We start from the raw sequence: 13,257 nt of genomic DNA on the forward strand, positions 1-13,257 counted from the left end.
GGAGGGCGTCCCCGCGGTGCCGCGGCCCGACCCGACGCTCGCCCGGCTGGCGGCCGCGCGCGGAGCCGACGAGCCGCTCGTGTGGGTGCGCGAGCGTCGCGGCGAGCGCCACCAGGCGCGGCTGCGCGCCGACGGCCTCGTCGAGCTCGCCGACGGGCGGGTGTTCGCGGACCCGGACGCCGCCGCCGCGGCCGCGATCGACGCCGAGAACGGCGCGGACGGCTGGCGGTCGTGGCGGCTCGGCGACACCGGTCCGTCGCTGCTGGAGGCGACGCGGCCGTGAGCCGACGCCCGGCGCGGGCCGCTCAGGACCAGCCGTACGTCGCGGTCCAGCGGTCGAGCTCGGCGTAGAACCGCGTGCGGGCGGGCAGCGCCGACAGCGTGAGGTCGTGCAGCCCGTCGGGGATCCGCACGACCGTCACGACGGGGCCGAGCTGGACGGCCCGCCGCGCGATCTGGTCGACCTCGAGCACGATGTCCGCGCTGCGCATCTGCTCGTTCCAGCGCGGGCTGATGAGCGAGCGCGCGGACAGCTGCACGAGCACGGGCGTCGTGATCGAGAGCCCCCGGGCGACGAGCGCGTGGCCGGTCATCACGGCGGCGAGCCAGCCGGCCCGCACGGGGAACGACGGCGTCGGGCGCCACGTCGTGTCGTAGGTCCACTCCCCGCCGGTCGTCGCGTCGAGCGTGCGGGCGTAGAACCCGGGGTCGATGTTCGGCAGCGGCGCCTTCGGCTGGAACCGGGCGAGCTGCGCGACGGCCGGCGCGGACAGGTGCCGGAGGAGCGAGGAGCCCTGGAGCTCCAGCCACGGGCTGTTGAGCACCAGACCGCTGAGCCGGCCCGGGTTCCGGTCCGCCCACAGCGCCGCCACGAGGCCGCCGGTCGAGTGGCCCATGAGCATGATCCGGCCGTGCTGGCCGACCGCGCCGCGCACGACGTCCAGCGCCGCCTCGATCTCCTCGTGGTACGTCGACAGGTCGTCGACGTACCCCGGCGTCTGGTGCCCGCGCAGGCTGCGGCCGTACTTGCGCAGGTCGAGGGCGTAGAACGCGGCCCCCGTCGAGCTCCAGTGCTGCGCAAGCCCGGTCTGGAAGAAGTAGTCGGACCACCCGTGCACGTAGAGCACCGCGCGCACGGGCCGCAGGGTCTCGTCGGTCGGGGGCCGGTAGCGCACGAGCGTCGCGACGACGTCGCCCTCGTCGTCCGGCCGCAGCGGCAGCAGGAGCGCCTCGAAGCCGTCGCCGAGGACGTCGGGGCGCCACTCGTCGGCGCTGAGCGTGCCCGCGGACCACGCGGCCGCGGCGTCGACGCCCGTGGGTGCGGTCACGGCACCTCCCTCACACCACCTCGACGACGACCTTGCCGACGTGCTCCCCCGAGGCGAGGCACGCCATGGCGGTCCGCGCGTCGGCCAGCCGGTGCACCGAGTCCACGGGCGGCCGGACGCCGGTGCGTGCGACGAACGCGAGCAGGTGCTCCAGGTCCTCCTTGCGCCCCATGGTGACACCGAGCACCCGGACCTCGTGGAAGAAGACCCGCGTGAGCTCCGCCGGGGAGGGGTCGCCGGTCGTCAGCCCGGCGACGACGATCGCGCCGCCCGCCTTGACCGACCGCATGGAGTGCGACCACGTCGCCCTCCCCACGGTCTCGAGGACGATGTCGACGCGCGGGACCCGCGCTCCGGGCTCGACGGCCGCCGCGGCACCGAGGCGCAGCGCTCGCTCGCGCCGCTCGGGGTCACGACCGGTGACGATCACCTCGACGCCGGCTGCCGCCCCGAGCACGACGGCGGCGGTCGCGACGCCGCCGCCGGCACCCTGCACGAGCACGCGCGAGCCCGGGGTCGCCCCGCCGACGACGAACAGCATCCGGTACGCCGTCAGCCAGGCCGTCGGCAGGCACGCCGCCTCGTGCCACGACAGCTCGGCCGGCTTGTCGACGAGGTTCCACGTGGGCACCGCGACGCGCTCCGCCAGTGTGCCCGGGTACCGCTCGGACAGCAGCGTGCGCGGCTCGTCGGGACCCACCCCGTGGCCGTCGACCACCCCGTGGACGACGACCTCCCGCCCGTCCGGGGTCACGCCCGCCGCGTCGGTGCCGAGGATCATCGGCAGCTGCTGCTCGCGCAGGCCGACGCCGCGCAGCGACCAGAGGTCGTGGTGGTTGAGGGACGCCGCGCGCACGTCGACCGTCGTCCAGTGCTGGCGGGCCTCCGGCTCGGGGCGCTCACCCACCTCGAGGGCGGACACCGGGTCGTCGGGCGCGAAGCGGGCGGCGTAGGCGGCGATCACGTCGCCACGGTAGCCGTCGGCACCTCGGTGCTCACCTGGGACTTCCCGGTACCGCCGCCGCCGGCTGCCGCGGCATGATCGGGTGAGGTCCGGCGGCGAGGAGGTGCGCGTGGCGACGATCGCGGACGTGCGACCCGTCCCGGTGACGGTCGCCGGGCTGCTCACCCTGCTCGCCGGGTTCGTCTCCGTGTGGAGCGGCATCGGCCCGCTGGACTCGGACCTCACCGACCCGTCGGCGTGGCTGTCCGTCGCCGCCGGCGTGGTGACCGTGGTCGTCGCCTACGGCGTGCTGGCGGGGTGGCGCAGCGCGCGGGCGCTCGTCACGCTCGTCGAGCTGGCGCAGGTCACCGTGGCGGTGCGGGCGCTGGCGGGCGGACGCGTCGACGCGTGGACGATCGGCGACCTCGTCCTCGGCGTCGTCGTGCTCGTGCTGCTGTGGCTGCCCGCCTCGCACGCCTTCTTCCGGGCCGACGCGCACGCACTCGTCGCCGCGCGGCGCGAGGCGGCTCAGAGCAGCGGCAGGACGCGCCCCAGGTCGGGCACGGCGTCGGAGGTGTAGCGCGGGCGCAGGGCCCGCGCCAGCAGGTCGACGTCGTACGACTCGCGGCCCGTCGCCAGGCGGACCCACGCCCGCGCGTCGTCGACCTCGAGGTCCCAGCCGCCGCGCTCGTGCACCAGGGTCAGCAGCGCGCCCGCGACGAACGCCAGCGCCTCCCGGTCGACGGGGTCCTCGCCGGGGCCGGCGCCCGGGATGCGGCGGACCGAGCGCCACAGGTCGTCGGCGTGCACGACGAGCTCGACGACGCGGGACGTCGTCATGGTGCTCAGCAGGACCGGCCCGCGCCGCGCCTGCACGACGAGGTCCGACGGGCCGAGGGCGTCGAGCCGGGCGAACGCCGCGGCGGCCTGCTCGTCGGCCCACCGCAGCGGGTCGCCGGCCACCTGCGCCGCCAGGGTGCGCGTCGTCTCGGCGATCTCCGCCGCCCGGCCGGCGTAGGTGCCGAGGTACTCGCCGAGCGAGAGCGGGACCGTGCCCGCCGGCAGGGGAGAGCAGGCGGTGAGCGCGTCCATCGCCCGGCCGACGTGGGCGACCAGGTCGGCCACGCTCCAGCCGTCCAGCACCGAGGGGTGCGCGGCCGCGTCGTCGTCGACGACGTCGCGGAGCCACGGGCGCAGCCGGTCCCACTGGGCGCGCAGGGCCTGCGACGCGGCGCGGAGCTCGGCGGCGCCCATCAGCGCGTCCGGACCCCTTCCGAGAGGAAGTCGGCGACGTGCCGGCCCACCTGGTCCTCCTCGATGAGGAAGCCGTCGTGGCCGAACGCCGAGCGGACGAGGCGCACCGGCCCGGCGCCCGGGATGCCGGCCGCGATCCGCTCCGACTGCTCCACGGGGAAGAGCCGGTCCGAGTCGACGGCGACGACGAGCGCGCGGGCGGTCACCTGCGCGAGCGCGGCCTCGACGCCGCCGCGGTCGCGACCGAGGTCGTGGGTGATCATCGAGCGCGTGAGCACGACGTAGGTGTTGGCGTCGAACCGCCTCGCGAGCTTGTCGCCGTGGTGGTCGAGGTACGACTGCACCGCGAACCGGCCGCCCTCCAGCGGGTCCTCGGCGCCCTGCGGGATGCGGCCGAAGCGGGCGTCGAGCTCCTCGGCGCTGCGGTACGTCTGGTGCGCGATCTGCCGCGCGATGCCGAGCCCGACGTGCGGGCCCTCGCCGTCGCCGGCGTCGTAGTAGTCGCCGTCGCGGTACCCGGGGTCCGCCCGGATCGCGGCGAGCTGCGTGTGGAAGCCGGCGATCTGGTCGCCGGAGGTCTGCGCCGTGGTCGCGATCGCCGCCAGGGACTCCACCCGCTCGGGCGCGGAGGCGGCCCACTCCAGCACGCGCAGCCCGCCCATCGACGCGCCGATGACGAGCGCCCAGCGGTCGATGCCCAGCAGGTCGGCGAGGCGCAGCTCGGCGGCGACCTGGTCGCGCACGGTGAGCAGCGGGAACCGGCTGCCCCACGGGCGCCCGTCGGGCGCCGTCGACGCCGGGCCCGTCGAGCCCTGGCAGCCGCCGAGCACGTTCGGGGCGACGACGAAGTACCGGTCGGTGTCGATGGGGGCGCCGGGGCCGACCATCGACTGCCACCAGCCGGGGGTCGGGTGCCCCTCGCCGGCGGGGCCCGTGACGTGCGAGTCGCCGGTGAGCGCGTGCAGGACGAGCACGGCGTTCGAGCCGTCCTCGTCGAGCTCGCCCCACGTCTCGTACGCGAGCCGCACCGCCGGCAGCCGGCCGCCCGACTCCAGCGCGAAGGGGCCGAGGTCCGCGAACTGCCGGCGGCCCACCGCGTCGCCCTCGCGCCACGCCGCGGTCGCGCGGACCGGCGGGCGAGCGGGCAGCGGGTCGCGCGAGCCGATCGTGCGGCTGCGGGCAGCCCGGCCACGGGGGCGCAGGGCGGCGTCGAACGGGTCCTGCGCGCGCTCGTCAGACATCGCATCCCACTGTAGGGAGCCGCCGCCGGCGGCCCGCGCGGCGTCCGGGACCTGGGACCCGACGACGAGGTCGTCGGCCCCTGCCCGGGCGTGCGGCGAGCCGCCGGCGGTCACGGTCAGGCGCCCTTGGCGGCCCGGAAGCCCGCCTCGAGGTCGGCCAGGATGTCGTCGATGTGCTCGATGCCCACGGCGAGCCGGACGAGCCCGGGGGTGACGCCGGACAGCGCCTGCTCCTCGGGCGTCAGCTGGCTGTGCGTCGTCGACGCCGGGTGGATGACGAGCGAGCGGACGTCGCCGATGTTCGCGACGTTCGAGTGCAGCTCCAGGGCCGAGACGAACGCCTGACCGGCGTCGGCGCCGCCCTCGATCTCGAACGCCAGCACCGCCCCTGCGCCGCGCGGGGCGTACTTGACCTGGTGGGCGTGCCACGGGCTCGACTCCAGCCCCGCGTAGTGCACGTGGTTGACGTCCTCGCGCGCCTCGAGCCACTCGGCGACCTTCTGCGCGTTCTCGACGTGCCGCTCGACGCGCAGCGAGAGCGTCTCGATGCCCTGCGCGATGAGGAACGCGTTGAACGGGCTGACCGCCGAGCCGAGGTCGCGCAGCAGCTGGACGCGCGCCTTGAGGATGAACGAGAGGTTGACGCCGAAGATCCCGCCGACGCCCAGGTCGCGGGCGAAGACGAGCCCGTTGTAGGAGGGGTCCGGCTGGTTGTAGTTCGGGAACCGGTCGGGGTACGCCGCGTAGTCGAACGTGCCGCCGTCGACGATGACGCCGCCGATCGCCGAGCCGTGGCCGCCGAGGTACTTGGTGGCCGAGTGCACGACCACGTCGGCACCCCACTTCAGCGGGTTGATGAGGTAGGGCGTGGCGACCGTGTTGTCCACGACCAGCGGCACGCCGTACTCGTGCGCGACGCCCGCGACGGCCTCGATGTCGAGCACGTCCGACTTCGGGTTGGGGATGGTCTCCGCGAAGAACAGCTTCGTGTTCGGGCGGATCGCGTCCTTCCAGGCCTGCGGGTCGTGCGGGTCGGTGACGAACGTCGTCTCGATGCCCAGCTTGGGCAGCGTGTAGTGGAGCAGGTTGTACGTGCCGCCGTACAGCGACGGGCTCGCGACGACGTGGTCGCCCGCCTCCGCGACGTTGAGGATCGCGAACGTCTCCGCCGCCTGGCCCGAGGCCAGCAGCAGCGCGCCGACGCCGCCCTCGAGGCTGGCGATCCGGTTCTCGACGACCTCCTGGGTGGGGTTGCCGATGCGCGTGTAGATGGGGCCGAGCTCGGCGAGCGCGAACCGCTTGGCCGCCGTCGCGGCGTCCGGGAAGACGTAGGAGGTCGTCTGGTAGATCGGCAGCGCGCGGGCGCCGGTCGTCGGGTCGGGCTGCTGGCCGGCGTGGACCTGACGGGTCTCGAAGTTCCAGTTCTCGTTGCTCATCGGGTGCTCCTTGGGGCGGGGTGGGTCCGCGGGGAGCACGGGCAGCGCCGACGTCCGCCCCGCGAGGGGTGCAGTGGCGCACGGGTGAGTGGCTGGGCGGGTCCCTCAGGGACCACGCCGGCCCTGCGGCGACCTGGCCGCGGGCACAGCCGAGCGTGCGCTGGTCAGCGACACATTCGGCGGGACATGTCGGCGAGCATAGGGCGGCCGTCCCTCACTGTGGAATCGACGTCTCGCATGACGAGATCTCGTCCTCCGGCGCTGGTCCGGGGCCGTCGCGGTGCCGATGTCCGGAGCAGGGTTTCCCCCGGCTTGCGGTGGTTGGGGCGTTCCGCGCCCCGTCGCGACGGGGCCGGAGCCCGCCGCGCTCTCGGCCGAACGGGTGATGAGGGCCGCAGGATGTCCGTTTGGTCCAGAAGCACACGGATGTGACTCCTGGGACTGCTGTGACAACTGTTCACTTCTGAGGTTCGCGCCGGTAGCGTCCACGGCGGCGGCAGGTGACCACCCGCGGCCCATCCCGCCCGAGCTGGAACGAGGAGCACCGGTGGCACGACGCACCCGTACGACGAGAGGTCGCGCGCTCGCGCCGGCCCTGCCCGGGCGACGGCTGCCGGCCGGCCTCGCGGCGCTCGTCCTCGTCGGTGCCCTCGCGACCGGTGCCGCCGACGTCGCCGCGGCCGACCCGACGCCCCCCACGACCGACCAGGACGTCCGCGACGCGCGCCAGGCGGTCGACGACGCGACCCGGTCCGTCGCGCAGGTCGAGATCCGGCTCGCGGAGCTCGCCGCCGAGCAGGACGCCGCCGAGCAGGACGTCATGCAGGCCGGCGAGGCGTACACGCAGGCGACCGTGGACGCGCAGGCGGCCCGCGAGAGCGCGGAGGCCGCCGCGGCGCGGGCGCAGCAGGCCGAGGCCGACGCGGAGCAGGCCCGGCGCGAGCTCGTCGCGCTCGCGCGCGAGATGGCACGGTCCGGCGGTTCCGCCGACCTCATCGAGTCGTTGCTCTCCGCGGACGGGTTCGCCGACGTCGCCAACCGCACCACCGCGCTCGACCGGCTCACCGGCAAGGCCGACCAGACGGTGCAGCGCTACCGCGCGGCGCAGCTGGTCGCGAGCACCATGCAGGAGCGCGCCGACCGCGAGGCCGCCGACGCGGACGCCGCCGAGCGGAGGGCGTCCGACGCGCTCGTGCACGCCCAGCAGCTCGCGGACGCCGCCGACGACGCCGCGCGCGCCGGCCGCGTGGAGCGCGACGAGCTGATCGACCAGCTGGCCGCCGCCCGCCACACCTCCGCCGAGGTCGAGCGCGACCGCCAGGACCAGGTCGACGCCGAGCGCCGGGCCCGAGCGGAGGCGGCTGCGCGCGCCCGCGCGGAGCGCGAGCAGCAGCAGCAGGAGGAGGACGACCGCGGCTCGGGCGGCTCCAGCTCCGGTGGTTCCCACTCGGGCGGCTCGGGCGGTTCGGGTTCCGGCGGTTCCGGCTCCGGTGGGTCGGGTGGCTCGGGGTCGGGTGGTTCCGGCTCGGGTGGTTCCGGCTCGGGTGGTTCCGGCTCGGGTGGTTCGGGCTCTGGCGGCTCCAGCTCGGGCGGCTCGGGTTCTGGTGGTTCGAGCTCGGGTGGCTCGGGTTCTGGCGGTTCGAGCTCAGGCGGTTCGGGCTCGGGTGGTTCCGGCTCCGGTGGCTCGGGTGGATCCGGCTCGGGTGGTTCCGGCCCGGGCGGCTCGGGTGGTTCCGGCTCCGGCGGCTCCGGCTCGTCGTCCGACCCGTACGGCCTCGGCACCGGCCGGAGCGTCGCCTCGGCGGCGCAGGCCAAGGCGGCGCTCGCCTGGGCGAAGACCAAGATCGGGCTGCCCTACGTGTGGGGCGGTGCGGGCCCGGACGGCTACGACTGCTCGGGGCTGACGATGATGTCGTACCGGGCGGCGGGCGTGAACATCAACCGCACGAGCCGTCAGCAGTACGTCGGCGTGAAGAAGATCGCCTACGACGACATGCGCCCGGGCGACCTCGTCTTCTGGACGACGAACCCGAAGGACCCGATGGCGATCTACCACGTCGCCATGTGGGCCGGGAACGGCCAGATCGTCGAGGCTCCGCGCCCGGGCGTGCCGCTGCGCCTCACGGCCATGCGCTGGGCCAACACCATGCCCTTCGCCGGCCGCGCCTGACCAGCCGCTGCCGCCCGACGGCACGGCCCCGTCAGGCTGGACCGGCGCCGCCCCGCCGGTCGGTCGGCGCGGCAGCGCCGAGCGCACGGAGCACCACCGCCTCGAAGGCGTCGTGCACCGCTGAGCGCTCGTCCTCCCGGGGGCGGGCCGGTGAGCGGAGGGAGCGCCCCGCGTCGCTCCGAGCCCGTCCGGGTCGGGCACGGCCCGCGGGTCGGCGCCTCGCTCGGCGCCGCGGCCGGGACGAGTGGTGGTCGACCGGGTGGATCGGGAGGGGCGCCGCAGGAGCCACCGAACGGTGGACGGTGCCGGACGCTGTCGTCGTCACCACCGTGTGCCGCCCTCCGCCCGGTTCGACGCGTGCCCGGAGCCCGGCCACCTCCTTGGCGAGGTTGCACGCCTCGCAGAGGCCCTGAGCGTTGTCGGCGCTCGTGGGACCGCCCGACGCGGCCGGCCGGACGTGGTCCACGTGGCGTGCGGGCGCGTCGCAGTACGGCATCCGGCAGATGCCCTGGTCGCGTGCCCGCAGCAGGCCGGAGAGGCCGTCGCGGTGGAACCTGCGGCGTGACGACGCGGCGACGAGGTCTCCCTCGGGCGTCGCGTAGAGACGCCGGAGCCAGGCGGCGTCGGCGTCGAGCCCGTGGGCCACCATCGTGCGCGCGACCTGCGCGGGAACGGGCCCGTACCCGTGCACGACCGCCGGCTCGCTGCCGGAGCCCAGCAGCGCGGAGTCGGAGATCACCAGGTTCACGGTCACGGGGACGGCCGCTGCGTCCGAGCGCCCGGTGAGGCGTTCGACGAGCAGGTCCGCCATGGCCTGGCCGCGTCCTCGCGGGTCCGCGCCCGTCGCGCGAGCGGAGTCGGCCGCCGCGCGCAGGGCGGCGAACACCTGCACCCCTGCCGCCACGGGCAGCAGCGCCGTGAGGTACACCATCGCGTCGGGCGCCGGACGGACGGTGACGCACCGCTCGGACTCGGCCCGCCGGGCGCGGCGCACGAGCGAGGCCGGCTCCAGCCGGGCGCCCAGGCGGCGCGCCTCGGCGACGAGCGCTCGCGAGCCCAGGCCACGGGCGCGGGGAGGGGTCCGGCAGACGGCGGCGTCCACGTCGGCACGGGCCTCGACGGAGAGGCAGGCGGTCTCGCGGACGAGCTGCACCGCCTCGTGCTCCGTCACCTCCCCCGCCGCGAGGGCGGCGAACGTCCAGGGCATCTCGCGCACCAGCGCCTTCGCCGCGCCCAGCAGGACGCGGCTGCGGTGGTGCGACTCCCCGCGAGCCAGCGCCAGCTCGAGCGCGACGCCGCGACCCCGCCGCCCGGACGGGATCCCGCCGCGCGCCTCCTGGCATCGGCGGCTCGCGTCGACGGCGACGGCCAGCCGTGCCTGCAGGGCGCTCGCCGCGCCCTTGAGCCGCTCCAGCTCGTCGACGAGCTCCAGGTGGCGCTGGACCTCGTCCGCGGCGCTCGTCGTTCCCGGCGGGACCGGCGCAGCGGCGCGGCCGGCCGGCGACGGGAGCGCGTCGGCATGACTCCCGCGGGCGAGCAGCGCGCGGAGCGCGCGCACCTCGTCAGCGAGCCCCGTCATCATGCATCGACCCTATCGAACACGTGTTCGAAAAGCGAGGTATGTCCGGATCGCGGGCACCCGCCGGTGCACGTCGGACGCGCACCGGCAGCGCCGCCTCAGTGCTGCGTGTGCCCCTCGTCGATCGCACGCTGGCGCGACCGCTCGATCTCGGCCTCGGCCTCGGCGCGGCCGACCCAGTGCGCGCCCTCGACGGACTTGCCCGGCTCCAGGTCCTTGTAGACCTCGAAGAAGTGCTGGATCTCGAGGCGGTGGAAGTCGGAGACGTCGTCGATGTCCTGGCGCCACGCGGCGCGCTGGTCGCCCGTGGGGACGCACAGCACCTTGTCGTCGCCGCCGGCCTCGTCGCGCATGCGGAACATGCCGAGCGCACGGCAGCGGATGAGGCAGCCGGGGAACGTCGGCTCCTCGAGCAGGACGAGGGCGTCCAGCGGGTCGCCGTCCTCGCCGAGCGTGCCCTCGATGAAGCCGTAGTCGTCGGGGTAGCGGGTCGAGGTGAACAGCATCCGGTCGAGGCGGATACGACCGGTGACGTGGTCGACCTCGTACTTGTTGCGCTGACCCTTGGGGATCTCGATCGTGACGTCGAACTCCACTGCTCTCCTCGCCCCTCGTCGCCCGGGGCCTGGAGCGCCGGCGACGCATCGTGGTGGCGCGCGCCGTAGTCGGGGCGCCGTCGTCTCGGACAGTAGTCTGACGCACCCGGGGGCGAGCCGCGCCCCCCGCTCGGACCCGTGAGCAGGTGATCATGGCCACAGCGGGGCGCGTCGTCGCGACGGGTGCGCTCGTGCTCGTGCTCGCCGCCGGCGCCTACGCGACCGCCGACGTCCGCGACCTGGTGCCGGGCGTCCTGACGCTGGACCCGCCGCCCGCCGACCCGGCGCCGTTCCCGACGGCCCCCGGCGCGGTGACGCCCGTCGAGCCGGCCGCGGCGCTCGACGCCCTCGACCCGCAGGCGCCCGTCCCGGCCGGCGCGGAGCTCCAGCGGCTCGTCGACGCGCTCGTCGAGGACGAGCGGATGGGCCGGCGGACGGGCGTGGTGGTGGCCGACCAGCTCACGGGCGAGGTCCTCGCGCAGCACCGCGGCGACGTGGCGCACGTGCCGGCGTCGACCGCGAAGCTCGTCACGGCCGTCGCGGCCCTCAGCACGCTCGAGCCGACGGCGACCTTGCGCACGACCGTCGTGCGCGGCTCGGGGGACGAGGTCGTGCTCGTCGGCGGCGGCGACATGATGCTCGCGCCCGGTGCGGGCGACCCCGCCCTCGTCGACGGGCACGCCGGCCTCGGCGACCTCGCGGAGCAGACGGCCCGGGCCCTGCAGCTGGAGGGCGTCACCTCGGTGCGCCTGCGCGTCGACGACACCCTGTTCTCCGGCCCGCGCGTGAACCCGCGGTGGGACCCGGACAACCTGGCGCTCGGGTACGTCGCGCCGGTGAGCCCGCTCGCGGTGCACATCGCCAAGATGCGTGACGAGGAGTACCCCCCGCGGTTCACCGACCCCGCGATGAGCGCCGCCCGGACGTTCGCGCAGCAGCTCGAGAAGGCGGGCGTCCGCGTCTCGGGCGAGCCGTCCCGCGGCACGGCCCGCACGGGGGCGCGCCAGCTCGGCGCCGTCGAGTCGGCGCCGCTCTACCGGATCGTGCACTACTTCCTCGACACGTCCGACAACACGATCACCGAGGTCGTCTCGCGCCTCGTCGCGATCGGCGCGGACCTGCCCGCGAGCTTCCAGGGCGGCACGCAGGCCGTCCTGCACGCGGTCAAGGCGAAGGGGGTCGACGTCACGGGCGCCCACCTGGAGGACGCGTCCGGGCTGGCGGACGGATCAGTGCTGCGCCCGACGACGCTCGTCGGGCTCCTGCGCCTGGCGACGGACCCCGCGCAGCCCCTGCTGCGCGACGTCGCGACGGGGATGCCCATCGCCGGCCTCTCGGGGACCCTGTCGGACCGCTACACGCAGTCCGACGCGCGCGGGTTCGTCCGCGCCAAGACCGGCTCCCTCCCGCACGTGACCTCGCTGGCGGGCACCGCTCTCGACGCCGACGGCCGCCAGCTCGTGTTCGTCGTCATGGCCGACAAGACGCCCGACGGCGGCCAGTGGGGACCGCGCGCGGCCATCGACGGGTTCGTCTCCCGCGTCCAGGGCTGCGGCTGCGCCTGAGCGCACGGTGGCGCACGGTTACCGTGAGCACGTGGACGTGAGCACCGGGCCGGCCGAGCACGACCCCTCTGGCGGCGCGCCCGAGGATCCGGCGCGCCCGGACCCCTCCCGCGGACCGGTCGACTGGGAGGCCGCCGCCCGGTTCGCCGCACGCCTCGCACCCGCCGGACGCACCGCGGACCGGACCGAGCTCGAGGCGCTCGTCGCCGAGCTGCGGGACGTCGCGGGTCGCGCCGCGACGCACGCCTCCGAGACCACGGGCCTCACCCCGGCGGACGGGTCCGCGCCCGCCGACGTCTCGCGGGTGCTCGTCGTCGACCGGGCCGGCTGGGCCCGCGCCAACACCCAGATGTTCGCGACGATGGCCGGGCCGCTCGCCCGGGCCGGCACGCCGTCGGCGGGTGCGCGCCTCGCGGCCGCGGCGCAGGTCGGTGGCGTGCTCGCGCTGCTGTCCGGCAAGGTGCTCGGGCAGTTCGACCCGTGGACCGAGCCCGACCAGGGCCGGCTGCTGCTCGTCGCCCCGAACGTGTGGCAGCTCGAGCGCCGGCTGCAGGTGGACCCGTCCGACTTCCGCCTGTGGGTCGCGCTGCACGAGCAGACGCACGCTCTGCAGTTCGCCGCCGCGCCGTGGCTCGCCGGTCACCTGCGCGACCGCGCCGCGCAGCTGCTCGGCGACCTCGCGCCCGACGACGAGGGGGGCGCGGGCCCGCAGCTGGGCGAGCTGCTGGCCGCCGTGCGCGCGGCGCTGCGCAACGGGGGCGGCGGCGTGCTCGACGTGCTGAACCCCGACCAGCGCGACGTGCTCGAGCGGGTCGGCGCCGTCATGGCCCTGCTCGAGGGGCACGCCGACGTGGCGATGGACGACGTCGGCCCGTCGGTCGTGCCCACGGTCCGCCAGATCCGTCGGGCGTTCGAGGCCCGCCGGGACGAGGGGGCGCGGTCCAAGGGCCTGGACCGCCTCCTGCGGCGCCTGCTCGGGCTCGACGCGAAGCTCGCGCAGTACCGCGACGGCGCGGCGTTCGTCCGGGGCGTGCGGCGCCGGGTCGGGCGCGACGGGCTCAACGCGGTGTTCGCCGGCCCCGAGCACCTGCCGACGCCCGCGGAGGTCTCCGACCCGGCCGCGTGGGTCGCGCGCGTGCACGGCT

The 13,257-nt window shown here is 75.9% G+C and carries 12 protein-coding genes; 5 read left to right on the top strand and 7 right to left on the bottom strand.

Annotation, left to right across the window (positions count from 1 at the left end; translation table 11 throughout):
- Positions 1–283: restriction system modified-DNA reader domain-containing protein (locus HGCM_RS17170; protein ID WP_503089896.1), on the top strand; the 283-nt coding region annotated here is incomplete at its 5' end.
- Positions 284–305: 22 nt separating this feature from the next.
- Here the strand turns inward: HGCM_RS17170 and HGCM_RS05930 are convergent.
- Together HGCM_RS05930 and HGCM_RS05935 are read right to left on the bottom strand one after the other, a co-directional pair.
- The gene (locus HGCM_RS05930) at positions 306–1,328 is read right to left on the bottom strand and encodes an alpha/beta hydrolase (RefSeq protein ID WP_019135946.1); all 1,023 of its coding nucleotides are present in this window, start codon (positions 1,326–1,328) and stop codon (positions 306–308) included.
- 10 nt (positions 1,329–1,338) lie between these two features.
- Positions 1,339–2,292 carry a zinc-binding dehydrogenase gene (locus HGCM_RS05935; protein ID WP_019135947.1) on the bottom strand — a complete coding sequence of 318 codons (954 nt, stop codon included), beginning with the start codon at positions 2,290–2,292 and terminating at the stop codon, positions 1,339–1,341.
- A gap of 109 nt (positions 2,293–2,401) precedes the next feature.
- Between HGCM_RS05935 and HGCM_RS05940 the strand changes: the two genes are divergently transcribed.
- The gene (locus HGCM_RS05940) at positions 2,402–2,851 is read left to right on the top strand and encodes a hypothetical protein (RefSeq protein ID WP_019135948.1); all 450 of its coding nucleotides are present in this window, start codon (positions 2,402–2,404) and stop codon (positions 2,849–2,851) included.
- Here HGCM_RS05940 and HGCM_RS05945 read toward each other — a convergent pair.
- The 3 genes from HGCM_RS05945 to HGCM_RS05955 form a co-directional block, all read right to left on the bottom strand.
- The gene (locus HGCM_RS05945) at positions 2,800–3,525 is read right to left on the bottom strand and encodes a maleylpyruvate isomerase N-terminal domain-containing protein (RefSeq protein ID WP_019135949.1); all 726 of its coding nucleotides are present in this window, start codon (positions 3,523–3,525) and stop codon (positions 2,800–2,802) included. The two genes, HGCM_RS05940 and HGCM_RS05945, sit on opposite strands and share 52 nt — an antisense overlap.
- The gene (metX, locus tag HGCM_RS05950; protein ID WP_147572709.1) at positions 3,525–4,766 is read right to left on the bottom strand and encodes a homoserine O-acetyltransferase MetX; all 1,242 of its coding nucleotides are present in this window, start codon (positions 4,764–4,766) and stop codon (positions 3,525–3,527) included. Before metX ends, HGCM_RS05945 begins: the two co-directional genes overlap by 1 nt.
- Positions 4,767–4,882: 116 nt before the next feature.
- Positions 4,883–6,202: a bifunctional o-acetylhomoserine/o-acetylserine sulfhydrylase gene (locus tag HGCM_RS05955; protein WP_019135951.1), complete on the bottom strand. Its 1,320-nt coding sequence runs from the start codon at positions 6,200–6,202 to the stop codon at positions 4,883–4,885.
- A gap of 547 nt (positions 6,203–6,749) precedes the next feature.
- On the opposite strand from HGCM_RS05955, the gene HGCM_RS19080 reads away from it, so the two are divergent.
- A complete protein-coding gene (locus HGCM_RS19080; RefSeq protein WP_246119432.1) occupies positions 6,750–8,372 on the top strand; it encodes a C40 family peptidase in 1,623 nt (540 codons plus the stop codon).
- Between the two features lie 31 nt (positions 8,373–8,403).
- On the opposite strand, the gene HGCM_RS17185 is transcribed toward HGCM_RS19080, so the two are convergent.
- Positions 8,404–9,954: an HNH endonuclease gene (locus HGCM_RS17185; RefSeq protein ID WP_019135952.1), complete on the bottom strand. Its 1,551-nt coding sequence runs from the start codon at positions 9,952–9,954 to the stop codon at positions 8,404–8,406.
- A 95-nt stretch (positions 9,955–10,049) separates the two neighbouring features.
- Positions 10,050–10,547: an inorganic diphosphatase gene (locus tag HGCM_RS05970; protein ID WP_019135953.1), complete on the bottom strand. Its 498-nt coding sequence runs from the start codon at positions 10,545–10,547 to the stop codon at positions 10,050–10,052.
- Positions 10,548–10,699: 152 nt separating this feature from the next.
- On the opposite strand from HGCM_RS05970, the gene dacB reads away from it, so the two are divergent.
- Both dacB and HGCM_RS17190 read left to right on the top strand, forming a co-directional pair.
- Entirely contained in the window at positions 10,700–12,112 is a 1,413-nt protein-coding gene (dacB, locus tag HGCM_RS05975) for a D-alanyl-D-alanine carboxypeptidase/D-alanyl-D-alanine endopeptidase (RefSeq protein WP_019135954.1), read from the top strand.
- Between the two features lie 31 nt (positions 12,113–12,143).
- Positions 12,144–13,257 (top strand): Rv3626c family coenzyme F420 biosynthesis-associated protein (locus tag HGCM_RS17190; RefSeq protein WP_019135955.1); only part of this gene is annotated, 1,114 nt, incomplete at its 3' end.

The organism is Cellulomonas massiliensis JC225, from assembly GCF_000312005.1.
GTDB lineage: Bacteria > Actinomycetota > Actinomycetes > Actinomycetales > Cellulomonadaceae > Cellulomonas > Cellulomonas massiliensis.